A 24,523-nucleotide genomic window follows, 5' to 3' on the forward strand; every position below is an offset into this window, starting at 1 on the left:
CGATGAGCTCCTTTTTATCTAAGGTGTTAATTACTTGCGAGTGGTTGCGAATTCTGGATAGGCTTCCATTCCGCACTCAGCAATATCGACGCCTTCGTATTCTTCTTCTTCAGATACACGGATACCCATGACTGCTTTCAGAATTACCCAGACGATCAAGCTAGCAATGAAGACCCAAGCAAAGATAGAGACCATACCTAGAATCTGAGCACCAAAGGTAGCATCTTCATTGCTAAGTGGGACAGCTAGAAGACCCCAGATACCCACGACACCGTGAACAGAGATGGCACCGACTGGATCATCAATTTTCAGTTTATCTAAGGTGATGATTGAGAAGACCACGATGAGACCACCGACGGCACCAATTAAGGCAGCGCCTGGAGCGGATGGTGCTAGAGGCTCAGCTGTGATGGCAACCAGGCCAGCCAGCGCACCGTTAAGCGCCATGGTCAGATCTGCTTTTTTGAACCACAGGCGAGCAAAGATCAGAGCTGCAATCACACCACCAGCAGCGGCTGCGTTGGTGTTGACGAACACTTGAGCGACGTTGTTGGCTGAATCAACATCCGACATTTTCAACTCAGAGCCGCCGTTGAAGCCGAACCAGCCCAACCAGAGTATGAAAGTACCGAGCGTTGCCAATGGCATATTGGCCCCAGGAATCGCATTGATTTGACCGTCTTTACCGTATTTGCCCTTACGTGCACCCAGTACTAGCACACCTGCTAATGCGGCGGCTGCACCTGCCATGTGAACGATACCTGAGCCTGCAAAGTCAGAGAAACCTGCTTCGTCCAAGAAGCCACCGCCCCAAGTCCAGTAACCACTGACTGGGTAGATGAAGCCTGTCATGACGACGGCGAATGCCAAGAAAGCCCAAAGCTTCATACGCTCAGCAACAGCACCGGATACGATTGACATACAGGTGGCAACGAAAACCACTTGGAAGAAGTAGTCAGAGCGAGCTGAGTAGTAAGGTGCATCTTCATCACCTGACAGTACATCCGCGACACTGTTTTCATCGCCAATTAAACCGCCAAGGCTTGGGAATATGCCGCCTGCATCTGAGCTGTACATGATGTAGTAACCGCATATCAGATACATTGTGCAGGCAATGGCGTAAAGTGCGACGTTTTTAGTCAGGATTTCTGTGGTGTTCTTGGCACGGACCAAGCCAGCTTCGAGCATGGCAAAGCCAGCGGCCATCCACATTACCAAAGCACCACAAATTAGGAAATAAAACGTATCTATAGCATAGGCAAGGTGTCTAACCTCGTCCGCGGTGGCGAGAATCATCTCTTCCATCGTTTAGCCCTCCATCAGGCGAAAAGTGAAAAATCGTATTAGAGTGCGTCGTGGCCGGATTCACCGGTACGAATGCGAATAACTTGCTCTAACGGAGTGACAAAAATCTTGCCATCACCAATCTTTCCAGTTTGAGCGGCTTTACTGATCGCTTCGACCACTTGGTCAACTACATCATCGGCAATCGCTGCATCAATTCTGACTTTAGGCAAAAAATCGACAACATATTCTGCCCCACGGTATAGTTCGGTGTGTCCTTTCTGACGCCCAAATCCTTTGACTTCAGTTACTGTAATCCCCTGAATGCCAATATCGGATAGCGCTTCCCTTACATCATCAAGCTTAAAAGGTTTAATGATCGCTGAAACCAGTTTCATAAGAATGTCTCCCCTGGATACAAAATGTTCAAACTCATACTCGTGTGTCCCCCCTGTGCACAGAGATGGGTTCGCTTGCCAATACAATAGCGAAACCTGTGCCAATAATTTATTGTGTATTCTTTTCAATGCATTAGATGTCTTTGCTGCTCAATGAGGGCTCGAATTACAGCTACATAAATGTTCAGTCGTATACTTTAGGTGCACTCAAATCGTGCATGCACTTAAATGGTGCAATTCTGCGTATGCACATTAGGATCAAGGTAAACCTGTGTCTTTAGATGCAGGCGGACGTCAGTTGAGGTAAGCTAGGCTGAATTACTCATGGGTCATCTAGTTTAGTCGGTCGTCGGCCAATCATTGGAGCAATGTCATGATTCATCAAAAACTGGCGGAAGGGTTCTCCGAACAACTGAGCCAATTCTTGAACGGTGCGAAAGAGTTACCGGGTCAAAAAGAGCTGCAACAGCAAATGAATACTCTGCTACAGGGGACGTTTAATCGGCTCGATCTTGTCACTCGAGATGAGTTTGAGGCGCAGAAAGCCGTTTTGCTTCGAACGCGTGAAAAGCTCGAAGCCCTGGAAGAAAAAGTTGCTCAATTGGAAATGCGTTTGGATATCGCCAGCCAAGTGGCGCAAACTGGGTCAACCACTACAGAAAGCTAGATTTTTTGCTTATTAACCAAGGAAGGTTTTTATGTCATTAGCGGTTCTATTTAGCCGTGCTCAAGTGGGCATTGAGTCGCCCCAAGTCGTTGTTGAGGTTCATCTCTCCGGTGGACTTCCCTCCCTATCCATTGTTGGATTGCCCGAAACCGCCGTTAAAGAAAGTAAGGAGCGTGTACGCAGTGCGCTTTTAACGGCAGGCTTTGAGTTTCCTCAGCGTCGAATTACCATAAATTTAGCCCCTGCAGACTTGCCAAAAGAGGGCGGTCGTTATGACTTAGCGATTGCAATTGGCATTTTGCAAGCATCGGGTCAGTTAAAGTGTAAATCGCTCGATCAATATGAAATGATTGCTGAACTCTCCTTATCGGGTGAGGTGCGTGCTATACGGGGTGCTCTGCCGGCATCCGTCGCCTGTGGGAAAGCAAAACGAAGCCTCATCCTACCCGATGCCTGTGCACAGGAAGCGCGCTTGATTGGGGATACCTGTGTCTTACCGGCAACTCATTTGTTGCAGGTGTTTGCACACTTACAGGGCAAACAACCAATAGAACCTTATGTTCCCTTGCCAGTTAACCTTGGCGTGACGACGGCCCCAGATATGGCTGAGGTCAAAGGTCAGTTACAAGCACGTCGTGCTTTAGAAGTTGCTGCAGCCGGTGAGCATAATATTCTATTCACAGGGCCACCTGGCAGTGGGAAAAGCTTATTAGCATCCTGTTTGCCGGGTATTCTGCCCGAATTGACGATGGATGAGCGCTTAGAAGTGGCCGCGATTCATTCCATCGCGGGACATCAGGTTGATGCGGCATGTGCAGGTATTCGTCCGTTTCGCAATCCGCATCATACCGCATCCGCTGTTGCCTTAGTCGGTGGAGGCTCTCATCCGCGGCCGGGTGAAATTTCGTTAGCCAATAAAGGCATTTTGTTTTTAGATGAGTTACCTGAGTTTCCCCGTCGCGTGCTGGATGTGCTGCGAGAACCCATCGAAACAGGCTCGATCATGATCTCGCGTGCCACCCGACAGGTGTGTTTTCCTGCATCGTTTCAGTTGGTGGCTGCCATGAATCCCTGTACCTGTGGTTATGCGAAAGATGGAACGGATCGTTGTAGCTGCTCACCTGATCAAGTACGGCGTTATCAAGGACGCGTATCAGGCCCCTTGCTTGATCGTATCGATATACAACTTTGGGTGTCGGCCTTGTCACCGGACACTTTGTTGAATCGCCAGTGTCCAGCTGAATCGAGTCTTGACGTGCGCAAGCGAGTCGTTGCCGCCAGAGAGAAGCAGTTGAGTCGTCAGGGCTTTAGCAACCGTCATCTGAATGGCCGCTTGCTGGATCAGCATTGTTTGTTGACAGACGATGGCCAAGGACTTCTGACCGCGGCAATGAAAAACTTCTCATTGTCCGCTCGGGGTTGCCATCGAGTCTTACGCGTTGCAAGAACTTTGGCCGATCTAGCAGGTGACGAGCAAGTGCAAACAATGCACCTGCTCGAGGCTTTGGCGTTTAGAGGGCAGTTGCAGCCAATTGCTGATTAAGCAGTTGAATAAACGCAGCCGCTGTAACAGGTGGGCTGTAATAAAAACCCTGCCCGAGAAGGCAGTCATGCTCGACTAAGAAAGCACGCTGCTGTTCATTCTCGACACCTTCAGCGATGATGTTTTTGTTCAGATTTTTACCTAATCGGATGAGGGTTCGGACAATTTCTTCATCGTCGGCCTGCTGGCCAATGCCTGCGATAAAAGAACGGTCAATTTTCAGCGTTGAGATGGGCAGTTTTTGCAGCATTGAAAAGGAAGAGTAGCCCGTTCCAAAATCATCCAGTGAGAACTCAATGCCCAAATCGGAAATAGCCTTCATACACTGAATGACGTGTGCTTCATCGGTGTATAAGGCCGTTTCGGTGAGCTCAAATTCTAACATTTGTGGTTGGCTAGGGTAGAGTGTGATCAAACGCTCAAGGGAGCTGACCAAATAGTCATCCTGAAACTGTCGAAAGGACAAGTTGACGCTGACATGTCCCTCTAATCCGGTTTGTTGAAATGCCCGGATATCCTTGCCTGCTTGTTCCACAATCCAATACCCTAGGGGTACGATAAGGCCTGATCGCTCACAGAGCTGAATAAAGTGATCGGGTAAAATAAGTCCCAGAAGAGGGTGTTGCCAACGAATTAACGCTTCAGCGCCAATTATTTTGCCGCTTTTAAGGCAGACACGAGGCTGGTAATACAAGCAAAACTCTTCTTTTTGCAAGGCTCGCCAAAGCTCAGGTTCGAGTGCGGCGGTGGTGCGCGAGTGTCGATCTAGATTGTCATCGTAAATGGCAAAACTATGTCCATGGGTGTGCTTTGCTCGTGTTCTGGCCAGATTGGCGTAATTGATTAGCTGATCAACATCTTGGTGGTGCTGGGGGGCTAACACGATGCCTAGACTGCAAAATAGAGACACCTCGTGTGACCCGATTTGATAGGCGGGCGCCAAGGTTTCTAAGAGGTGATCAATCAGATGTCGAACATCCTGTCGTCGAGTTTGTTTAGGCTCAAAGTGGACAATAAAGCAGAACTCATCACTGCCCATGCGTGAGACAAACGATGCGGGTGCAAAGTGCAGTAATCGTTGGGCTAAGGCCTTCACCAACGCATCTCCCATGGCTTGCCCATATTGATGATTCAGCGTCGAAAATCGATCAATGTCTAAGCTCACGAGTGCAAAGGGTGACGATAACTCCAGTAGTGTCTTTTGTAGGGATTTATAAAGAAAGGCTCGATTTCCAACCCCTGTAAGTGGGTCGTATCCATCAAATGGATAGGTAGGTTCTGGTGTCGGATCATCCATTGGCACAATTAAGTAACGTGTCGCCCCATGTTGTTTTGATTGACAAATGGCATCAATGGATGGAACGCGTGAAACAGACCCTATTTCAGATAAAAGTCGACAAAGCCTTTCGGTGATCTGGCTATTTTCGTTATTATCAACCAGAATCAGTTGGAATTCAGGAATAACAGGGTTATCCCTCTCAACAACTGGTGACATACAGTTACACCCTCGGTTATGCCTGCAGTCCTATTGCAGCCATACTCTGAAAACAACAGAGTCCATGTCATACTAGCGACTTAGATCAAATCAGAGGTTTGAGATTACCATGCTTAAGGCTCAACTCAAACAATTGTTTCGTACAAGTTAATGTGAAAAGTAGATGAATAGGCTAAACCCGCGACAAAAAGAAGCCGTGTTGTACATTGATGGACCCATGTTGGTGTTGGCCGGTGCTGGATCGGGTAAAACCAGTGTGATTACACGAAAAATAGCCTATCTCATCAATGAATGTGGCATTGAAGCCCGTCATATTGCAGCGGTTACCTTCACAAATAAAGCCGCACGTGAAATGAAAGAACGTGCCATGACCTTGCTGCAAAAAGGAGAGGGGCGTGGGTTGACCGTGTCTACGTTTCATAACCTGGGTTTAAATATTATTCGCAAAGAATACAAAGCCTTGGGGTATAAGCCCGGCTTCTCGATTTTTGATGATCAGGATACCAAATCCTTGTTAAAGGATTTGCTGTTGCATCAAGATGAGGATGCTGATCAGGTGGCCGATGTACAGCATAGGATTTCGGCTTGGAAAAATGAGATGTTGGATCCGCAGCAAGCGCTTTCGACTGCTTTGGTACCCCATGAGATCTTAGCAGCACGTGCGTACGAGGCGTATCAGCGGCATTTACGGGCCTACAATGCCGTGGATTTTGATGATTTAATTTTGACCCCGGTGCGCTTATTTGAGCGTAATCCTGAGGTGTTGGAGCGATGGCAGCGTAAAATTCGTTATCTGTTGGTGGATGAGTACCAAGACACCAACCTATCGCAATATCGACTGGTTAAGCAGCTGGTGGCGGGTCGTGGTGCCTTAACGGTGGTTGGTGACGATGACCAATCCATTTACTCTTGGCGTGGTGCTCGCCCTGAAAACTTGGTGCAGCTACAACAAGACTTCCCCAGTTTACGGATTGTTAAGCTGGAGCAAAACTATCGCTCTACGGGACGGATCTTAAAAGTTGCCAATATTCTGATTAATCATAATCCGCACGTGTTCGAGAAAACCCTCTGGAGCGATAAAGAATATGGAGAGCCGATTCGGATTATTCACAATCGTAACGATGATGCAGAGTCCGAACGTATCGCAACGGAAATTTTAGATCGGCATTTACGCCAACGTATTCCGTTTAAAGACTTTGCCATTCTTTACCGCAGCAACCATCAATCACGGATTTTGGAGATGAAGCTGCAGAGCTTTCAAGTGCCGTATAAATTGAGTGGGGGAACGTCTTTCTTCGCACGCGCAGAAATTAAAGATTTGATGGCGTATTTGCGATTGCTGATTAATCGGAACGATGACAATGCTTTTTTGCGCATCGTCAATCTACCACGCCGGGAGATCGGGCCGACGACGCTTGAGCGTTTGGGTGAGTATGCCAGCTCAAGGCAAATCAGCTTGTTTGAAGCCTGCGAAGAAATGGGATTGCAACAAGCCTTGCCTGCTCAAGCCTGTGAGCGGCTGCGTCGCTTCAGTCATTGGATAGCGCAGTTATATGAGAAGTGTCAGTCAGGTGATCCCATTGATGCCATACGTCAGATGATTCTGGATATGGATTATGAGGACTGGATCCGACAGAACAGCTCAAGCGAAGGGGTTGCTGAAAAGCGTATGCAAAACGTCTGGTTCTTGGTCGAATCATTAAAGAATACACTTGAGCGTTTGCAAGAAGAGGATCCCGATGCGGGGATCAATGATGCGGTGTCTCGTTTGATTCTGCTCGATCTATTGGATCGCCAAGAGGAAGAGGACGATTCAGATCGTGTGCAATTATTGACCTTACATGCATCAAAAGGGCTAGAGTTTCCTCATGTGTTTTTAATGGGGATGGAGGAGGAGCTGTTACCGCATCGCAATAGTATTGAGTCTGATACCATAGAGGAGGAGCGGCGCCTTGCGTATGTGGGCATTACACGTGCTCAAAAAACCCTCACCCTAACCCTGGCCAAAAAGAGACGGCAATATGGCGAATGGCAAGAATGTGCGCCAAGTCGTTTTATCGATGAGCTGCCGGCAGATGATTTAGAGTCAGAAGGACTGGGCGAGGTTTCTCCATCACAGAACTTAGCTCGAGGCCGTGCCACTATTTCAAGTTTGAAGAATCTATTTGACGATCTTTAGGAAAGATGTGTGAATAGCTGTCGATACCCTATCTAAGGATTAGGGTATCGACAGGTGTAGTGCAGAGCGACTTAGTCGTTGTCTAACATGTACTGAATTGTGCTCTGGATTTCGTCGTCAGAGCAGTCATTACAGGTTCCTTTAGGCGGCATGGCATTGATACCGTTAATCGCGTTTGCCATCAGTCCGTCCATTCCGTGATCGTTCAGTCGAGCGGTCATCGCGCCATCTCCGAACTTAGGTGCGCCCAAGATACCACTGCCGTGGCAAGCTGCGCAGGAGCGGTTGTAAATATCAGCACCAGAGCGACCCGCTGACGAAGACGCTGCCGCAGCAGCCGCTGCCGGCGTACCACATGTATCGTCTCCCTGGACACAGATTTGACCATGCGGCTTGATACGCTCGATGATGGCATCACGGTCTGCCGCTGCGTTAACAGCAGTGGCAAGAACCACGCCTAAACCAAGGGTGCACAGTGCAGAAGCAGCTTTTGCAACAAATTTGTTCACGTTGTAGACCTCATCACTCTTTTTAATAGTTTGCGTAGATGCCTATTGCTGTTCAGCCCTAAGAACAAAATCCATAGAGAGCAGAGCGTAGACAATACCGCTTATAAAATCAGTGGCTGATTATACCTGCAAATATCCCTTACGGAAATGCTGTGAAAATAGTTCTTAAGGCGTAAGACTTGGCAAGCTTAGATAGAATGCGTATTATTAGCGCCTCTTGAGTTATCTCTTCTTATGCGCCCGTAGCTCAGCTGGATAGAGTAGCAGGTTCCGATCCTGTTGGTCGGGGGTTCGAATCCCTCCGGGCGCGCCATAAGTGTTTGTTTTCTAAAAAATCCTTGTTTTTTCTGGTGAATTTCGGAAGCTGCTACTCTATCCAGCTGAGCCACGGGCGCGGGTTGAAGAGCTTTCAAAAGACGCAAAACCGCAGTTGGTCACAATCTGGTCACAGTGGAGGGTGGAAAGGGACCGGAGGAGTGGTTACCAAAACAACCTGTTAGTAGGTAAAAAAGAGTGGCACCATTGGGTGCATCGGCCACGGTAAATCGATAGTGAGTAAAGATATTGCCAACTGCATAACACGTCCTATAGAATAGTGTGCTTATAAAAGCATCCTTAAAAAGGGAGTGGGGTTGTGTTCATGACATTTGCTGAACTGAAGGCAAAAGCTAGAGCCGAGTCTCAAGAAGGTTCAGTTTCTAACAAAAGTGCCGAGAAGTTCCTTGTACGAATCAAGCCGAAAGAAGAGGCGTTTACGAAAGAAGTAAAGTCACAGGCTGCTGATGACGTCTTTATGGCCCGTACATATACACTTTAGTCTTTATTTTTACAAAAAGCGACCTTTTGGGTCGCTTTTTAATGGCAATAAGAAATGTTTCCGTACCTAGTATGCCAATTTTCACGGATGACTCTAAGCAATCTTGTTAAAGAATGTTTTGGCTCTAGTTTTCCTGATATTAATACCAAAAGCCAAATTAACTATATATTCAATTATCTTAAAGATCTCAAGGCAGAGTCCATCCTTCTCGAGTCTGACTATATTGACAAAGACTTTTTAGAGGACTATTCAAAATATTATGTAAAGTGTTTCCGTGATTATGGCTCTCGTTGCGCTAGAATACATTTTTTTAGCACCGAAATTGATCATTCCTATATTGACAAGGCCATAACCTATGGCGATTCAGAAAAAATTGAAAGGCTTAAGACATCCTATTTAGGTTTTATGGTTATAAAGCCTCTACCTAAGACCTTTATTGGAAAAACATGCTTAAAAGTTTATCCTGCATTTATAGACGATCCGAATAGAGTAATTCTAACAAAAGCTTATAATATTAACTTATTCGGTATAAGTTTAGATGTTAATTCCATCGCCTTTCAAGAGCAAGATCGGGTCTTGTCGGCTTGTGCTACTACAGCTATCTGGTCATCTTTACATGCTTTGAGCTGGAAAAATGTTAGGGATGTGCCATCCTGTGGAGATATTACAGTCTCAGCAATCAATCATATCAAAGACTCAACAAATAGTTTTCCAAATAATGGGTTAACTAATAAACAAATTTTGCGAGCTCTTGATGTAGAAAATCTAAGGCATCATAGGATAGATGTAAAATCAATGTCTGATAAGGATTTTCTCAGGGTTGTTCGTTTTCATTTAGATAGTGACCTTCCAGTTATTCTGGGAGGGAGGGTTTTCGAGAAAGACAAAAAAAATTGTCTCCGTGATATTGGTGGGCATGCTGTAACTGTGCTTGGTTATAACAACTCTGCCGACCGTCGTTCAATTTATATTCATGACGATAGAATTGGTCCTTTTGCTAGAGCCGCAATTGAAGCGCTATCCGAACATAAAAGTGGAGATTATCTTGGTAAGGGGTGGTGCCTAGTATTACAAGAAAAGGACGGTGATTCTAATTGGAAGGCCCCACATCAAATTATTATTACTGAAAGCTTAATTATTCCAAGCTATAAAAAAAGTAGAATCCCTGAGTTCTATGTTAGAAATACATGTGAATGTATTTTGGAGGCTTATAAAAGTTACCTTGATGTTCAGGGTTTTGACGGGAGTAAAGCGGCGGACTATCCTGGTGATTTAACTTATAAGATCAAGATTGAAAATATTAGTGAAATTAAAAAAAGAATAATCGAACTAGATGTTTTTAATAAAAAGGATGTTTTATTTAAAAGCTTGGCTCGCTTTCAATGGGTTGCATCGTTCAGACTAGGTGATGAAAAAGTTTTTGATATTCTTTTTGATGCAACAGATATACCTCAAGGGGACGCTGTTTCTACTCTAATAATCTATGAAAGTGAAAATTTCAATTTTGTAAGGGATACCCTTATTCCATATTGCGATAAAGGAATACTAGAAGAGAGGTTTAATGGTGATAACTTTTGCGGTTCGCTATTACGGAACCTTAGAGCTGAACCCAAAAATCATCAATCATATCTGAATGAAGAGTACGGGGAGCTTCGAGCTCCAAAATACATCACTGAGAAAGAAGCTCAACACCATGCCGAAGATGGTAATAATATAAAGGTTTATTTTGGTTCATCTGGCAAGTCGATAAACGATGAGCTAGATTTTGCTAGCCTGGAAAAGTTAATTTGGGCAATTTCTCATGAAGGGGCGCTTATTATCGGTCAGGAAGGTGATGGTCTTGGGCATCCAAGTATAACTGGCATGAAGCCAGCTCGGATTGCTGGTGACCTTATATGGTCAGAATATGGTAAATGGAAAATTAATTCAAAGTCAGGTCGTTATAGTGGAGATTACCCTGATGCTAATACATTGCTTGCCAATGCACTCAACAAGTTTCAGGATGTATTTCCTGGCTCTAGGGATAATATTGAGATAGTGACATTTCCTTATCAGAGTATCCTTTTTAAATTAGAGGAACCGCATCCTATTCCTTTCAGTCTTAGTATCTTTAAAAAAGGTGGGAAGATAATGAGTATTAATGAAGTGAGTATTGATGAACCGTTGTTGTCACCTGTATTGAGTAAAAGGGTTAGTTAGCCATTTGTTACCCAAGTGACTATCAGATCGAGACACCGTTGCTCATCCGAACTCAAATCATGAAGGGAACCCAGTAACCATGCTGGCTCCCATGTGTTCTATCAGCGCCAGCAACCCTCAAAAAATCACTCTGGTCACAATCTGATCACACTGGTCTCAAATTTCACCCGACACCGTGTGACCGGTCTCCTAGAATCACATCATCTTAACAACTTGATTATGAGTTGTCGGAGCATTCAATGGCAACAGTCCGTAAGTTACGCAGCAAGTGGCAGGCACAAGTTCGAGTCAAAGGATATAAACCACAAGCCAAATCCTTCACCCTGAAATCCAGCGTGGTGTGTTTGTGGATACGGTTGTGGCTGAGCGTATGGCTGTTAGAGACGCGATAGAGTGTTATCGGTGTTGGTATCAAGGCTATTCCGAAAGATATTATGGCCGTTAAAGCCAGAGCTCAGCCATTAGATTACGGGCTATGGGGAAGGCATAGGGCTTGCGATTCATGACAAAGTTGCTGATAGGTATTGATTGGGGTAATTGTGCCATAATTCCTATGTGGAGTAGTGATCTGAACCACATTTGTGAACTCCACAAATTTCTCGAAAGATTGAATGAAAACTTAGCGATAGATTGCACGAACCTAGCGGAAATCTTACTGAAATCTTTACTTCGTGCCTGATCTTCCTTATTAAGCTAATCCGTTATTGGCTGAACTGAGACGACTTTTTACCGCTTATACCCGCGTAGTGTGAACGGATTAGGGCTATATCGGCATCTGCATTGCCTGTCGTGGTAAAGGTACCGAGGAAGCCACCGCGCTTGCGCTTAAAATCCAGAAATCCCATCAGAATCGGTACGCCTGCACCATGGGCAATATGATAGAAACCGGTCTTCCAGTTGTCGACCTTACTGCGTGTTCCCTCTGGAGGAACAAGCAGAAACATCTGCTCGCTGGCGTTCATCTCGTCGATAGAAGCCTGCACCATATTATTGGCTTTCGAACGATCGACTGGCAATCCCCCCATCCACATCATCAGATGCCGGAAGGGTGGTTTGAAGATACTGTCTTTGCCCATCCAGTAAATTGGTGCTTTGATCACGAACGCAACCATCAAGGTAAAAGGTAAGTCCCAGTTGCTGGTGTGCGGTGCGGCAATCATCACGCACTTTTTCAGATCAGCAGGAATCGCCCCTTCAACTTTCCAGCCAGCAAGACGCAGCGTAATAACCGAAATGGCACGTAAAAGGTGCCGAACAACAGGCGTGTCGAACATTGTACGGTGCATAATAATCCTATTGGCAATGATTCTTAGCAGGTTAATGTCCTTCCTTGGCAGCAGCTTCGCATCATACGCATCTTCGTGACGTGGATAAAGCAGTCGGTTGACCATGATTCTTTTGACGAGATTAGAGTGGTCGGACATGGTTTGTCTTACGAAAATCCTCGACTCCCTCTGAAACCTCTCTTCTTTTAAGGTGTTGTCTTTATCGAGAAGTGCCGTCTGCATCCTTGAGTTCTGCTAATGCAAGGGTGAGATGCTCACACAGAAATTGCCAGACTTCATTGACCGCACGACTTCGTGCTTGTTTACCTAAACACACTAAGTGAATAGGAGCTGCATCGGTGTGCTGCCATTGCACTAATACAGGGACGAGTTTTTCCGCTGCGCGCTCAGGCAGGATTAAAGTTGGGTCGACCCGAATGACCCCCATGCCCATACACGCCAATTCGACTAAGGTGCGGGCATCGTCAGTCGCGATAGAGGGCGAGATCTGCAGCGTTTGGATCTCGCCATTTGGGCTGCGAAAGTGCCAGTGATCCATGGCCAGTTTTTGATGCCGAAAAATTAGGCATTGATGAGAGGCCAAGTCATCGGGCACCTCAAGCTGGGGTGCGTGCTTAAGATAATCCGAGCTGGCGAAGCACGCCCATGATTTGGTGCCGACACGGCGTGCAACTAATGATGAATCAGGTAATTCTCCAACTCGAAGCGCGATATCAATCCCAAGTTCAATCAGGTTAATGACTCGATCATCAAGATTGATTTCTGGCACGATCTCAGGGAAACGCTGCTTTAAGCGAGGCAGTAAAGGCAATAAATAACGCTGACCTAGGATGGTTGAGATACTTATTCTCACAGGTCCACTGGGTTTAGCGTGCGCTTGCTCGGTTAGCTTGACGGTATTGCTAAGCAGCTCAGTTAGTGAGTCGGTGATGGCGAGCAACTCTTTGCCTGATTCAGTTAAATTTAGCTGACGAGTGCTGCGTTGTAATAATCTAAGCCCAAGCTGATTTTCAAGCTGGGCAATTCTTTTGCTAACAGAAGAACGGGGTAGTTGCAGTGCATCTGCGGTTGCTTGAAAGCTGCCTAACTGAGTGACACGACGAAATATATACAAATTAGGCAATTGCAGATGCAATGTGCTGGTATCGATATTCATATACATTCCTATATGGAAACAGTGAGTTTCTCTTTTCGTGCCTTATTGGAACCTATTTTGCGAGGTATGCTTTTCTTCGTCAACACTAAATACTCAGGAAAGCACGCATGCAAACTACGACTCAAACCAAAACGATATTAATCACCGGTGCCACCGCTGGTATAGGCTTGGCTGCCGCCCAATCTTTATTACAACAGGGTGCTCGATTAGTCATCACAGGGCGTGATCAAGAGCGTTTAGATCACGTTGTTACGATGCTGGGTGGGAGTGTCATTCCAATGCTGTGTGACAGCGCCAATATTGAACACATCCAGCAAATGGCTAGTCAGCTACAACAAGACAATATCAAGCTTGATGGTTTGATTTTAAATGCGGGGGTGTTTTACCCTGCACCTTTTGAACAAATGACAGTCGATAATTTTAACACCACCATGGCTATTAATTTTAGCGGTCCAGTGTTCACCCTGCAGTCCTTGCTACCCTGTTTAAACAACCCGAGTAGCGTGGTGTTTATTTCAACTGTCGCAGTGCAAAAGGCATTTTCCGCCGCTGGTGTTTACAGCGCTAGTAAAGCTGCGTTCGAAGGATTTGCAAGGGTGTTAAATCTGGAGCTCGCCGTGCGGAATATCCGTATTAATTCGATTCGTCCAGGTGTCACTGCAACTGAAATCCAATCAAAAGCAGGAATGGATGATGCCACCATTAGTGACTTTTTTGAGTCATTAAGCAGTACGCCCGTAGGCAGAGTGTTAACGCCATCGGATATCATTCCTGCCATTAACTATCTAGTTTCGGATGCCAGTATGGGTCTACGAAATGCTTACATAGATATTGATGGTGGATTTGGGCTTTAATAGAAGAGTTAGATGTGGGCATGAGTATGGCGGTGAAGGAACACAAGAAAGCTGGATGGCCCACTTTTACGATAAAAAACATGTAGGCTTCTGTATCGTTTATAATTCTGCTAATGTTTCGATCAAGACTGTCTTAGTACCATCACTTTGGGTGTTTTTACTGAAAAAATGGCGGTCTCAAGCGTCCGGTAAATGGAGTGTTTTGATGAATGAGGTGATGGCTCGGTTACGCCAATTCCGGGATGATAGAGACTGGAAGCAGTTTCATAATCCCAAGGATCTGTCTATGGCTCTGAGTATTGAAGCGGCGGAGTTACTGGAACTTTTCCTTTGGAAGTCGCCGGAGCAGGCCGACACAAACAAGGTTAAGGAGGAGTTGGCCGATGTCATTGCTTACGCACTTCTGTTGGCTGATCACTATGACTTGGATATCGAAAAGATTGTTATCGATAAGATCGCGCTGAACGAGCAGAAATATCCCGTCAGTAAAGCAAAAGGCAAAGCAACCAAGTATACCGAGCTATGAGTCATTCGCCGATGGTTGAAGTAAAACGTTACCCCTTTAGTCGGGAAGCGCTTAATGATTTGCGCGAAAACGCTTTTGCTACCAGCAATTGGCCTCTGGTATACATCCTCAGTGACGAAAAACAATTACGAGCTTATATAGGCGAAACCGCCGATACGCTCACCCGTATGAGTACGCACTTCAAGCACGACGAGAAGCAGTTGTTAACAGCTGTTCACTTGATTACCAGTGAGTATTTCAACAAATCCGCCACCTTGGATGTTGAGTCGATGCTGATTAAATACATAGCGGCTGATGGTAAGTATAACCTGCTGAACGGTAACCTCGGGTTGGTTGATCACAACTATTACCAGCGCGGCTCCCTGTACGATGAAGTGTTCCGAGAAGTCTGGAACCGTCTGATTGCCTGTGGTGTGGTGTCCCGAAGCCTCGACTATCTCGACAACTCAGATGTATTCAAATACTCCCCTTACAAATCCCTGTCCTTTGATCAACGGCAAGGCCTGCTAACTATCATGCATGAGCTGCTTAACCCTGATGTCAAGAGTATCGTGGTTGAAGGGGGAGCTGGGACGGGTAAGTCCATTTTAGCGATCTTTCTGTTCAAGCTGCTTCATGCAGAAGATCACAGAGTAGAGCTGAGAGAGTTCACCGATGATGAGGCCGAGATTCGTTCGTTGCTGGCTGCGCTCAAGCACAGAATACCCAAACCAAAGATGGCGCTTGTGGTACCGATGACCTCGTTCCGGACTACCCTTAAAAAAGCCTTCAAGCATGTAGTAGGACTTAGTCCAAAGATGGTGATCAGTCCATCTGAGCTTGCTAATCAGCACTATGACATCGTACTGGTGGATGAGTCCCATCGCTTACGCAAACGTAAGAACCTTGGTGCTTATTTCGGCAGCTTTGATAAGGCTTGTGATGCACTGGGTATGGATAAATATAGTTGCAGTGAAGTGGATTGGGTCTGCCAACAGTCTGATAAATCTATTTTCTTTTATGATCAGGGCCAATCGATCAAACCTTCCGATGCGGACGTAGCGGATTTCCAGCGCCTAAAGTCGTCCAAGGGCTCGGTGACGCATCAATTGCTGTCTCAGTTTCGGGTGAAGGCAGGACAACCCTATGTTGAGTTCATCGATAAGCTGCTTAATTGCTGTGTTGATGATGTAGCTGTGTTTACCGCTAAAAACTACGAGTTTGAGGTGTTTGACTCGCTAGAGGATATGGTCAATATCCTTTATGAGAAGGAGCGACAGGTAGGATTGTCTCGGATGATTGCTGGTTACGCCTGGCCTTGGGTATCCAAAAAGGATATTGCTGCCTATGACATTGTGATTGGCGATGTTCATTTGCGTTGGAACAGCACAAACACAGACTGGATCAACAAGGAAAATTCACATAAGGAAGTCGGTTGTATTCATACAACTCAGGGTTATGATCTGAACTATGCTGGCATCATATTTGGTGAAGAGATTCGGTATGATCTTCAAAGTCAGTCCATAGTGATCGACAAAGGCAACTACTATGACCGGACGGGTAGGCAAGGCATCGAGGATCTGGGAGAGCTGAAGCAGTACATCATCAATATCTATCGGACTATTATGATGCGAGGTATCCGCGGAACCTTTGTTTATGTCTGTGACGCTGCTCTGCGGGATTACTTTAAACAATATATTCCAGTTCACAGTACTGGTGAGATGCAGGCTACGAATACCAACGTGGTAGACCTTAAGCCGTATGTGAATGCTGTGCCGCTGTTTGACTTACAAGTTGCTGCTGGTAATTTCAGTGATATTCAGTTCGCTGAACACCTGGATTGGGTTGCCGTCCCCGAGGGCACACGATTGAGTGAAGGAATGTTTGCCTGTAGGGTCATTGGCGAGTCTATGAATCGAGTTATTCCGAATAATGCCTTATGTTTATTTCGTGTGGATAGTGGTGGAACCCGAAATGGGAAGATAGTCTTGGTGGAATGCATTGATGTTGTTGATGCAGAATCCGGCTCACGATATACCGTCAAGGTTTACGAAAGTTTTAAATCTGAGGGTGAAGGTAGCTGGTATCATACCCGTATTCTGCTGAAGCCTAATTCCTACGATGATAGCTTTCAGTCCCTTGAACTAATTGACGATGAGGGCATGCAGTACCGAGTTGTAGGAGAGTTTGTACGCGTTCTTGACCAATAATCTTTTCTCTCGAATGTTTTTCTGTAATACGGATACGTCGATCATTTTAGGAAAAACTCCTATATACACTCCAAGGCGAATCACAGAAAATAGCATCAAGACAGAGCGCAAAGGATTGCGGTAAGCTCACAGGATGTGAGCCTCTGTCCTTTCATGGATGGTTAAGGCTGCAAGGACGCAGCTGCACGGATGCAGTTCCTACTTTATCTACGCTCCCCCAGCCCGCATTATCTTCCGGCTCTAGCAAATGCGCCACAGTTCTGAGCCGAACCTTGCAGTTTCTTTTTCTTGCCTGTGCTAAGGATTTTCCTCTGCTCTTCTAGACGACTAAAGGCTCTAAGGTGATATAATCACATAAAGCTTCAAGGTATTTGATGGCAACTTGTGCGCTTGGCAAGCTGTTTATTGCAGACGTTAAACGTCTTAACAAAAAACATAATAAGGAACAGTAGATGACACACTTGGGTACGTTATACATCCTTTCAGCCCCATCTGGTGCTGGTAAGACAAGCTTGGTTCGTGCTTTATTGGCAGAGGATCAGCAGGTCCGAGTGTCTGTTTCTCATACAACGCGTGCCATGCGTGTTGGCGAAGTCGAGGGGCAAGATTATAACTTTGTCTCGCATGATGAATTTAATGCCATGATCGAGGCCGGGCAGTTCCTTGAGTTTGCGGATGTCTTTGGAAATAAATACGGAACCTCTCAGGCTTGGGTTGTCGATCAGCTTAAGCAGGGTGTTGATGTTATTCTTGAGATCGATTGGCAAGGGGCCGCACAGGTTCGCCATTTAATGCCAGAGGCTGTGTGTATCTTCATTTTACCTCCGAGTCGAGACACGCTTTTACAGCGGTTGAATGCACGTGGGCAAGATTCTGAAGACGTCATCGCAGGGCGAATGGCTGAAGCGGTCAGCGAGATGAGTCACTACCCAGAGTTTGATTACTTAATCGTGAACGATGATTTTTCGACGGCACTACGCGACCTACACAGCATCTTTGTTGCTCAGCGCTTAAAGCAATCATATCAGCAGGTGCGTTACGCCTCCCTATTGACAGATCTCTTGTCATAGTAGGCTTCATTGCTTATACTAATACGTTCGATAAAACTGTTTAATTTTTCTGAGGTTGTTATGGCCCGAGTTACTGTAGAAGATTGTCTTGATAACCTAGAAAACCGTTTTGAGTTGGTGATGGTGGCGTCAAAGCGCGCTCGTCAGTTGGCAACAGGCGGTAAAGACCCCAAGGTCGATTGGGAAAACGACAAGCCAACAGTTGTCGCGCTACGTGAAATTAGCGCAGGTCTGATTGATAGAAGTATTTTAGATAATCTAAACGACCACTAAGATACATTTCCCTCTTTTACTCATCCTATTTATGCGGCATCATCATCCATTCAGACAAATGCTTCGTACCTTTTTTGTCTGTTAATGGGAGCGTGAATGCCGAATATCGATGACTTATCTCAGCGCCTGACGGATTATCTGGACACAGATCAGATCAAACAGGTCAGGCGCGCCTATTTCTATGCTGAACAAGCGCATGATGGACAGCGTCGCAAGAGTGGGGAACCTTACGTTACCCATCCGCTAGCGGTTGCGTCGATTTTGGCGGGCATGCATATGGATCATCAAAGTTTGATGTCCGCGATGTTGCATGATGTCATCGAAGACACCGAGATTTCCTATGAAGGGATTTCTGAACAGTTCGGAGGTGCCGTTGCTGACATCGTCGATGGTGTGTCCAAGCTCACGCATTTGGAAGTTGAAACACGAGCCGAAGCTCAGGCTGAAAATTTCCAAAAAATGGTCTTGGCAATGGCGGAAGATATTCGCGTGATTATCGTGAAGCTGGCAGACCGCTTGCACAACATGCGTACCTTAGGTGCGATGCCGCCTGTTAAGCAAAGGCGAATCGCTCGGGAAACCTTAGACATCTATTCGCCCGTTGCCGCCCGTCTAGGAATGCGAGATGTGCAAGTTGAATTAGAAGACCTCGCCTTCCAAGCCTATCATCCCATGCGTTCGCGCCATATTCGTCGCGCTGTGGTCAAGGCGAGAGGACAGCGAAAGGACATCATCTCCCAAGTCGAAAAGGCCATTCAAGCGCGTCTGCAGCTCGAAGGGCTAAAAGGCACAGTCTCTGGCCGTGAAAAGCACCTCTATAGTATTTATCGTAAGATGAAGACACAGCGAAAAACCTTTGTCGACATTATGGACGTGTTTGCCTTTAGGATTGTGACCGACACAGTTGATGATTGTTATCGGATACTTGGAGCGGTGCATAACCTATACAAGCCAGTGCCGGGACGTTTTAAAGACTATATTGCCATTCCCAAGGCGAATGGCTACCAGTCTTTGCACACAGACCTCTTCGGTGCGCGAGACATCACGATTGAAGTTCAGATTCGAACCCGCGAGATGGATGCTGTTGCCAGTCAAGGCATCGCAGAACACAGTCACTATAAAATGTATGGGGATTCGGCGAGTGCTGTGGGTTCCTATAACCGTGCCCGCAAATGGGTTCAAGGCCTGCTGGAAATGCAGCAAAGGGCTGGCGACTCAATGGAGTTTATTGACCACGTCAAAAAGGATTTATTTCCAGATGAGGTCTACGTGTTTACGCCTAAGGGGCGTATATTAGAATTGCCGAGAGGGGCGACTCCAGTTGATTTCGCTTATGCAGTGCATACAGATATCGGTAATTCCTGTGTGTCCTGTCGCATCAATCGCCGTTTAGCGCCTTTATCCCAGACCCTTGAAAGTGGACAAACAGTTGAAATTGTCACCACGCCTCGAGCGCAGCCAAATATGGCTTGGCTGAATTTCGTGGTAACAGGAAAAGCGCGTGCCAGTATTCGTCATTTCTTAAAAAATCAACAGCGCCATGAATCTGTTGAACTTGGGCGACGTTTGTTGAATCAATTTTTGAGTAATTATGGCTCGAATGTTGACAAAATTGAACCGCAAAAGTTGGATGAACTGCTGCGAGAGGCTCAGTTAAATTCGCTGCAAGATTTATTTGAAGAGATTGGTATGGGTCATCGTATGGCCTATGTAGTGGCACGTCGTTTAAGGCCTGACGTTCAATCCGATGAAAATGCAGAGATTCAGCCAGACCCCAAATCGCGCCCGATTGCGATTAAAGGAGCCGAAGGCATGGTATTGCAATATGCAAAATGTTGCCAGCCCATACCGGGGGATAATATTGTTGGCCATATTAGTACGGGTAAAGGCTTGGTCGTACATCGGGCTGATTGTGGTAATATCGGTGCGCTTCGTGATGATCCCGAAAAATGCATTTACTTAGAATGGTCGCAAACAACCAATGAAGAATACGCAGTGACGCTTGTGCTTGAAGTTGAATCACAACGCGGCATCATTGCAAATCTGGCATCGGCGGTTTCAGCAGCGGATGCGAATATTTTAAAAATAGACAGTGGCGAAAAAGAGGGGCAGATGTGCAGCGTGCAGTTGGTTTTGGCTGTGACGAATCGTGTACATTTGGCAAGGATTATACGCAATCTGCGTCGTTTACGTTCGGTATTCCGCATTACACGGCCTTAGTTGGGTGGTGGGATTGGACGCTGCGATGAGTGAGTGTGTAGAAACAAACATTGATGTGGGGTATTAAATTGTCTGTTGGTGTGTCTTTATTACCAAAAATTGAGCCGCAGGTGTTACGTTTAGCCCTGCTACACGATAAGCAGGGTAAGGTATTAGTGATTTTACCTGCCAGTGCGCTGCTCAATTTAGCATCTGTCTGGCGCGTGACAGGGCGACTGCTTCAGCCCGTGAGTGGCAGTGATTCAATTCGTTTCTTCAGTCAAGGCAATTTACTCACTGAACGAGCGCAAAAAAAACTGCTTTCCCTCAGCCTTATGGTCGATATCAGAGCCTATGATTTGCCCGAAGTCGAGTTTTGGGAACCTTACACAGGGCTTCGATTCACCCCTAAAGCCTCTTGGTATTCCAAGCCTGACTTTCAGGGTGATTTGAGCGTATCGAGTGAGTCTATTATGGCTCAGGTACCCGCTGTGAGTGATGTCGAAGCAATTTCACTCGCATTGGAGCGCTTTTCGGCGCTACGTGTTAAGCAGCGTTTGGATGAAACGCTTGCATTGCCTAGCTTTGGCCCCACAACGCAGAAACTTGTTAATTTGCGCAGTGATTCGAGCGTCAGTGTGCAGGCTCTGATCGATATAGTCAGACTCGATGCCTCCTTATCTGCTCAGGTGATGAGCTGGGCAACCTCAGCCTATTATGCCGCTCCTGGTAAAGTGGATTCGCTTGAGGATGCTGTGATTCGTGTATTGGGCTTCGATCTGGTCGTGAACTTAGCTTTAGGCGTTGCCATGGGCAAAGTGTTGCATATTCCCGATACAGGCGTGAGAGGTGCAACGCCCTTTTGGTTGGAGTCGATTTCTGTTGCGGCGTTTGCTGAACAGCTCTCTTTACGAATGCCCGTCAATCAGCGACCTAAGCCCGGCTTAGTGTATTTATCAGGCTTGTTGCATAACTTTGGTTATCTATTGTTGGCGCATTTGTTTCCGGCCCAATTTTCGACCTTGACGCGTTACATCGAAGCCAATCCTCACTTATCCATCCATTTAATTGAGAAGCAACTATTAAAGCTGACGCGAGAGCAGCTTGCGGCTTGGCTATTTGAAAGCTGGAAGTTACCCGCTGAAGTTTGTCATGCGATACGCTTTCAAAATGAAGACGATTCAAATGCCTATACGCAGCTATTACAAATCTCAATTCAGCTGCTCAGACAACAGCACCTATGTGACGGTCCCATTGACGAGCATATCGATGAAAGTGTTTTGTCCCAATTGGGTCTTACGCTTGCAATCACGCAAGAGGCAATGACTGAGTTTCAAGATCATTATATACACCTTGAAGCACTCTCTAAGCAGTTTATAGCGGAACAGGATTGATGCTACTGCACTCAGCCCATTTGGCTGAGTGCGGCTTCTTTCTCTTCATATTCCTCTAAGCGCTCCATCCAGTTTTCTTCGGTTTCGCTGAGCTCTTTTTGCAGCTGTCGTTGGCTTTCTAAATGCTGAGTAAGTTCGGCCTTGCGGGATGCACTGTATAAATCAGTATCGCTGAGTTTTTCTTCGAGTTCTTTTAGTTTCAGTTCAAGTGTGGCAATTTTGCGTTCATCGTGTTCGATGAGTTGCTTTAAGGGGCGCAGGGCCGCTCTCTGCTCGGCTTGCTGGCGTTTCAATTCTTTGCGCTCAGCCGCCGTCAATGAGCGGTTGCTTGATGCATCCGTTTCATCGGGTTTGCTCTCTTCACTTTTATCTTGACGTCGACGCTGGGTGAGCCAAGTTTGGTAATCGTCTAGATCTCCCTTGAACTCGGATACTTGTCCATCGGCCACCAGTAAGAAACGATCAACGGTATTGCGCAATAAGTGCCGATCATGTGAAACCAGAATCAATGAGCCTTCAAAGGATTGCAAAGCGAGGGTGAGGGCATAGCAGACTTCAAGATCCAAGTGGTTGGTCGGCTCATCCATGAGGAGAAGATTTGGCTTTTGCCATGCAATTAACGACAAGGCCACTCGTGCTTTTTCTCCGCCTGAAAAGCGCTTAATTTCCGTTAATGCATCATCACCAACGAAACCAAAGCTTCCTAGAAAATTACGTATTTCTTGATCTGTGGCTTGAGGGCTTAGGCGTTGCAGGTGAAGAAAGGGGGATGCGTCGAGGTCTAAGGCTTCGAGTTGGTGTTGTGCGAAGTAGCCGATTTTTAAATGCTCCCCAGTCGATTTTTCGCCCGACATGAGGGATAAATCACCGACGAGGGTTTTAATAAAGGTCGACTTGCCCGCCCCATTGGGGCCAAGCAGTCCGATGCGCTCACCTGGGGTGAGTGATAACGATACCTTCTGTAGCACAGTGGATGCGGCGTAACCCAGATTGGCTTCGTATAGGGTTAAGAGTGGCGAAGATATTTTATCGCTGCATTGAAAACTGAAGCTAAAGGGGCTGTCGATATGTGCAGGGGCAATTTGCTCCATGCGCTCAAGTTCTTTAAGACGGCTTTGCGCTTGCTTCGCTTTACTGGCTTTAGCGCGAAAGCGTCGAACAAAGCTCTCAATCTGCTCTATACGCTCTTGTTGTTTTTCAAACGCAGCTTGTTGCTGTGATAAGCGTTCCGCTAAGGCGCGCTCAAAGGCCGTGTAGTTGCCTTTATAAAGGGTCAATTTTTTGGCCGACATGTGCACAATATGACTGACAACATTGTCCAGAAAGTCTCGGTCATGTGAGATCAATAAGAGTGTGCCTGGGTAGCTTTTCAGCCATTGTTCCAACCAAAGTGTGGCATCTAAGTCCAAGTGGTTGGTTGGCTCATCAAGTAATAAGAGATCTGAGCGGCACATCAAGGCGCGAGCAAGGTTGAGACGAATGCGCCAGCCACCAGAGAATGAAGCGACAGAGCGATTGGCATCAGTGGGCTTAAATCCCAGTCCTGATAGTAACTGATGGGCACGTGCCTCGGCACGATAGCCGTCAATACTTTCGAGTTCGGCATGCAATTCGCCGATGCGCTGAGCGGATTCGTGATGACTTTCGGCCTGCTGCAGTTCAGTTTGAAGTTCACGAAGGCGCAGGTCACCGTCTAAAAGGTAATCGATGGCGCTCTGATCTGACCCAACCACCTCCTGAGCCATATGAGACAGAGTCAGGTGACTGGGCATCAATAAGTCGCCCGCATCCGCGTGCAGTTTTCCCAGCAAGAGTTGGAAGAGCGTTGACTTGCCCACACCGTTGCTGCCAATAATACCGACTTTCCAGCCGCTATGAAGTGTCAAGTTGGCTTCGTCTAGTAAGAGCTGAACACCACGTTGTATGCTAAGGTTCTGTAACTGAATCATTGTGCGGATTTACCCTGATATGATCTATAACAATCCCTTATGGGACTATGCGTTGAAGCTTTATCGTCAAGCGGGAGTTGAAGATATCTGTTTGTCTCTTCAGGCACAAGGTGTACAGATCAACCCTGTGCTTTTCGCGTGCTGGTTGGCCCACCAGCGCAAACCCTTTCCTAGCGCTTTAAATGAAAGGGTTCTTGCATGGCAAAAAGAGTTGTTGGGCCCATTGCGTGCGTTGCGCTATCACTTTCGACAAAGCGATTGGCGTCACGACTATCCTGAATGTTACCAGCACTTTAAGCAAGTGGAGTTAGAAGCAGAGCGTATTGATTTGTACCATTTGTGGCAATTGAGTCAGATGGACATGCAAACGCTAGCGGTAGATCTTGGTGTAGAACAAATCATGCAGGACAATATACACACCTATATCCAATCGCTAGAGATTGAGCCTGAGTCGATCAAGCAGTACACTGATGCTCTCGTCAGGGAGGCTATAAAAAATAAGCCTGATGATTGAGTATCGAGTGAACTTTGTGGTT

General features: G+C 46.4%; 21 protein-coding genes and 1 tRNA gene. 15 read left to right on the forward strand and 7 right to left on the reverse strand.

The features are described 5' to 3' along the window. Window positions 1-30 precede the first annotated feature (30 nt). Window positions 31-1,305 (reverse strand): ammonium transporter, encoded by a 1,275-nt coding sequence (locus F5971_RS10465; RefSeq protein WP_193494945.1) that lies wholly within the window; start codon window positions 1,303-1,305, stop codon window positions 31-33. Window positions 1,306-1,343: 38 nt separating this feature from the next. Then, complete coding sequence (glnK, locus tag F5971_RS10470) at window positions 1,344-1,682, reverse strand: P-II family nitrogen regulator (RefSeq protein ID WP_036511803.1); 339 nt, start codon at window positions 1,680-1,682, stop codon at window positions 1,344-1,346. A 373-nt stretch (window positions 1,683-2,055) separates the two neighbouring features. On the opposite strand from glnK, the gene F5971_RS10475 reads away from it, so the two are divergent. Then, entirely contained in the window at window positions 2,056-2,349 is a 294-nt protein-coding gene (locus F5971_RS10475; RefSeq protein ID WP_193494946.1) for an accessory factor UbiK family protein, read from the forward strand. A gap of 31 nt (window positions 2,350-2,380) precedes the next feature. Further along, complete coding sequence (locus F5971_RS10480; protein WP_036511806.1) at window positions 2,381-3,892, forward strand: YifB family Mg chelatase-like AAA ATPase; 1,512 nt, start codon at window positions 2,381-2,383, stop codon at window positions 3,890-3,892. Here F5971_RS10480 and F5971_RS10485 read toward each other — a convergent pair. Beyond that, entirely contained in the window at window positions 3,861-5,387 is a 1,527-nt protein-coding gene (locus F5971_RS10485) for a putative bifunctional diguanylate cyclase/phosphodiesterase (protein WP_193494947.1), read from the reverse strand. The two genes, F5971_RS10480 and F5971_RS10485, sit on opposite strands and share 32 nt — an antisense overlap. A gap of 163 nt (window positions 5,388-5,550) precedes the next feature. On the opposite strand from F5971_RS10485, the gene rep reads away from it, so the two are divergent. Then, window positions 5,551-7,566, forward strand: coding sequence for a DNA helicase Rep (gene rep / locus F5971_RS10490; protein WP_036511808.1), 2,016 nt, complete (start codon window positions 5,551-5,553; stop codon window positions 7,564-7,566). Window positions 7,567-7,637: 71 nt separating this feature from the next. Here rep and F5971_RS10495 read toward each other — a convergent pair whose 3' ends face one another. After that, window positions 7,638-8,075 (reverse strand): c-type cytochrome, encoded by a 438-nt coding sequence (locus F5971_RS10495; RefSeq protein WP_193494948.1) that lies wholly within the window; start codon window positions 8,073-8,075, stop codon window positions 7,638-7,640. 236 nt (window positions 8,076-8,311) lie between these two features. Between F5971_RS10495 and F5971_RS10500 the strand changes: the two genes are divergently transcribed. The 4 genes from F5971_RS10500 to F5971_RS10515 all read left to right on the forward strand — a co-directional run bounded on the left by F5971_RS10500 (window position 8,312) and on the right by F5971_RS10515 (window position 11,483). Further along, window positions 8,312-8,388 (forward strand) — tRNA-Arg (locus F5971_RS10500). Between the two features lie 327 nt (window positions 8,389-8,715). Continuing rightward, on the forward strand, window positions 8,716-8,892 hold the full coding sequence (locus F5971_RS10505) for a hypothetical protein (protein WP_193494949.1): 177 nt from the start codon (window positions 8,716-8,718) through the stop codon (window positions 8,890-8,892). Between the two features lie 54 nt (window positions 8,893-8,946). Beyond that, window positions 8,947-11,091 carry a hypothetical protein gene (locus tag F5971_RS10510; RefSeq protein WP_193494950.1) on the forward strand — a complete coding sequence of 715 codons (2,145 nt, stop codon included), beginning with the start codon at window positions 8,947-8,949 and terminating at the stop codon, window positions 11,089-11,091. A 239-nt stretch (window positions 11,092-11,330) separates the two neighbouring features. Continuing rightward, complete coding sequence (locus F5971_RS10515; RefSeq protein ID WP_193494951.1) at window positions 11,331-11,483, forward strand: hypothetical protein; 153 nt, start codon at window positions 11,331-11,333, stop codon at window positions 11,481-11,483. A gap of 309 nt (window positions 11,484-11,792) precedes the next feature. Here the strand turns inward: F5971_RS10515 and F5971_RS10520 are convergent, their stop codons facing one another. Beyond that, entirely contained in the window at window positions 11,793-12,515 is a 723-nt protein-coding gene (locus F5971_RS10520; protein ID WP_246187793.1) for a lysophospholipid acyltransferase family protein, read from the reverse strand. 61 nt (window positions 12,516-12,576) lie between these two features. Beyond that, window positions 12,577-13,533, reverse strand: a complete 957-nt coding sequence (locus tag F5971_RS10525; protein ID WP_193494952.1) for a LysR family transcriptional regulator — start codon at window positions 13,531-13,533, stop codon at window positions 12,577-12,579. Window positions 13,534-13,640: 107 nt separating this feature from the next. Here F5971_RS10525 and F5971_RS10530 point away from each other — a divergent pair, with 107 nt between their 5' ends. From F5971_RS10530 to F5971_RS10560, 7 genes are all read left to right on the forward strand, one after another. Next, window positions 13,641-14,387 (forward strand): SDR family NAD(P)-dependent oxidoreductase, encoded by a 747-nt coding sequence (locus F5971_RS10530; protein WP_193494953.1) that lies wholly within the window; start codon window positions 13,641-13,643, stop codon window positions 14,385-14,387. Window positions 14,388-14,592: 205 nt separating this feature from the next. After that, window positions 14,593-14,913, forward strand: a complete 321-nt coding sequence (locus tag F5971_RS10535; RefSeq protein WP_193494954.1) for a nucleotide pyrophosphohydrolase — start codon at window positions 14,593-14,595, stop codon at window positions 14,911-14,913. Next, window positions 14,910-17,102 (forward strand): DNA/RNA helicase domain-containing protein, encoded by a 2,193-nt coding sequence (locus tag F5971_RS10540; protein WP_193494955.1) that lies wholly within the window; start codon window positions 14,910-14,912, stop codon window positions 17,100-17,102. The genes F5971_RS10535 and F5971_RS10540 overlap by 4 nt, the downstream gene beginning before the upstream one ends. 452 nt (window positions 17,103-17,554) lie before the next feature. Next, window positions 17,555-18,172: a guanylate kinase gene (gene gmk / locus F5971_RS10545; RefSeq protein ID WP_036511820.1), complete on the forward strand. Its 618-nt coding sequence runs from the start codon at window positions 17,555-17,557 to the stop codon at window positions 18,170-18,172. Between the two features lie 60 nt (window positions 18,173-18,232). Continuing rightward, window positions 18,233-18,445: a DNA-directed RNA polymerase subunit omega gene (gene rpoZ, locus F5971_RS10550; protein ID WP_036511822.1), complete on the forward strand. Its 213-nt coding sequence runs from the start codon at window positions 18,233-18,235 to the stop codon at window positions 18,443-18,445. A 96-nt stretch (window positions 18,446-18,541) separates the two neighbouring features. Beyond that, on the forward strand, window positions 18,542-20,665 hold the full coding sequence (spoT, locus tag F5971_RS10555; protein WP_193494956.1) for a bifunctional GTP diphosphokinase/guanosine-3',5'-bis pyrophosphate 3'-pyrophosphohydrolase: 2,124 nt from the start codon (window positions 18,542-18,544) through the stop codon (window positions 20,663-20,665). A gap of 53 nt (window positions 20,666-20,718) precedes the next feature. Beyond that, window positions 20,719-22,038, forward strand: coding sequence for an HDOD domain-containing protein (locus F5971_RS10560; protein ID WP_193494957.1), 1,320 nt, complete (start codon window positions 20,719-20,721; stop codon window positions 22,036-22,038). An 11-nt stretch (window positions 22,039-22,049) separates the two neighbouring features. On the opposite strand, the gene F5971_RS10565 is transcribed toward F5971_RS10560, so the two are convergent. Then, window positions 22,050-23,987, reverse strand: a complete 1,938-nt coding sequence (locus tag F5971_RS10565) for an ABC-F family ATP-binding cassette domain-containing protein (protein WP_193494958.1) — start codon at window positions 23,985-23,987, stop codon at window positions 22,050-22,052. A 19-nt stretch (window positions 23,988-24,006) separates the two neighbouring features. Here F5971_RS10565 and F5971_RS10570 point away from each other — a divergent pair, with 19 nt between their 5' ends. Then, window positions 24,007-24,501, forward strand: a complete 495-nt coding sequence (locus F5971_RS10570; RefSeq protein WP_193494959.1) for a TIGR02444 family protein — start codon at window positions 24,007-24,009, stop codon at window positions 24,499-24,501. Window positions 24,502-24,523 lie beyond the last annotated feature (22 nt).

Origin of the sequence: Nitrincola alkalisediminis, assembly GCF_009821115.1 — a bacterium.
GTDB lineage: Bacteria > Pseudomonadota > Gammaproteobacteria > Pseudomonadales > Balneatricaceae > Nitrincola > Nitrincola alkalisediminis.

What these genes read in the sequence shown, in the direction of transcription:
- F5971_RS10465 (WP_193494945.1), bottom strand. Translation starts at nt 1,305, where the DNA reads ATGGAAGAGATGATTCTCGCCACCGCGGACGAGGTTAGACACCTTGCC.
- glnK (WP_036511803.1), bottom strand. Translation starts at nt 1,682, where the DNA reads ATGAAACTGGTTTCAGCGATCATTAAACCTTTTAAGCTTGATGATGTA.
- F5971_RS10475 (WP_193494946.1), top strand. Translation starts at nt 2,056, where the DNA reads ATGATTCATCAAAAACTGGCGGAAGGGTTCTCCGAACAACTGAGCCAA.
- F5971_RS10480 (WP_036511806.1), top strand. Translation starts at nt 2,381, where the DNA reads ATGTCATTAGCGGTTCTATTTAGCCGTGCTCAAGTGGGCATTGAGTCG.
- F5971_RS10485 (WP_193494947.1), bottom strand. Translation starts at nt 5,387, where the DNA reads ATGTCACCAGTTGTTGAGAGGGATAACCCTGTTATTCCTGAATTCCAA.
- rep (WP_036511808.1), top strand. Translation starts at nt 5,551, where the DNA reads ATGAATAGGCTAAACCCGCGACAAAAAGAAGCCGTGTTGTACATTGAT.
- F5971_RS10505 (WP_193494949.1), top strand. Translation starts at nt 8,716, where the DNA reads ATGACATTTGCTGAACTGAAGGCAAAAGCTAGAGCCGAGTCTCAAGAA.
- F5971_RS10510 (WP_193494950.1), top strand. Translation starts at nt 8,947, where the DNA reads ATGTTTCCGTACCTAGTATGCCAATTTTCACGGATGACTCTAAGCAAT.
- F5971_RS10515 (WP_193494951.1), top strand. Translation starts at nt 11,331, where the DNA reads ATGGCAACAGTCCGTAAGTTACGCAGCAAGTGGCAGGCACAAGTTCGA.
- F5971_RS10520 (WP_246187793.1), bottom strand. Translation starts at nt 12,515, where the DNA reads ATGTCCGACCACTCTAATCTCGTCAAAAGAATCATGGTCAACCGACTG.
- F5971_RS10525 (WP_193494952.1), bottom strand. Translation starts at nt 13,533, where the DNA reads ATGAATATCGATACCAGCACATTGCATCTGCAATTGCCTAATTTGTAT.
- F5971_RS10530 (WP_193494953.1), top strand. Translation starts at nt 13,641, where the DNA reads ATGCAAACTACGACTCAAACCAAAACGATATTAATCACCGGTGCCACC.
- F5971_RS10535 (WP_193494954.1), top strand. Translation starts at nt 14,593, where the DNA reads ATGAATGAGGTGATGGCTCGGTTACGCCAATTCCGGGATGATAGAGAC.
- F5971_RS10540 (WP_193494955.1), top strand. Translation starts at nt 14,910, where the DNA reads ATGAGTCATTCGCCGATGGTTGAAGTAAAACGTTACCCCTTTAGTCGG.
- gmk (WP_036511820.1), top strand. Translation starts at nt 17,555, where the DNA reads ATGACACACTTGGGTACGTTATACATCCTTTCAGCCCCATCTGGTGCT.
- rpoZ (WP_036511822.1), top strand. Translation starts at nt 18,233, where the DNA reads ATGGCCCGAGTTACTGTAGAAGATTGTCTTGATAACCTAGAAAACCGT.
- spoT (WP_193494956.1), top strand. Translation starts at nt 18,542, where the DNA reads ATGCCGAATATCGATGACTTATCTCAGCGCCTGACGGATTATCTGGAC.
- F5971_RS10560 (WP_193494957.1), top strand. Translation starts at nt 20,719, where the DNA reads ATGTGGGGTATTAAATTGTCTGTTGGTGTGTCTTTATTACCAAAAATT.
- F5971_RS10565 (WP_193494958.1), bottom strand. Translation starts at nt 23,987, where the DNA reads ATGATTCAGTTACAGAACCTTAGCATACAACGTGGTGTTCAGCTCTTA.
- F5971_RS10570 (WP_193494959.1), top strand. Translation starts at nt 24,007, where the DNA reads ATGATCTATAACAATCCCTTATGGGACTATGCGTTGAAGCTTTATCGT.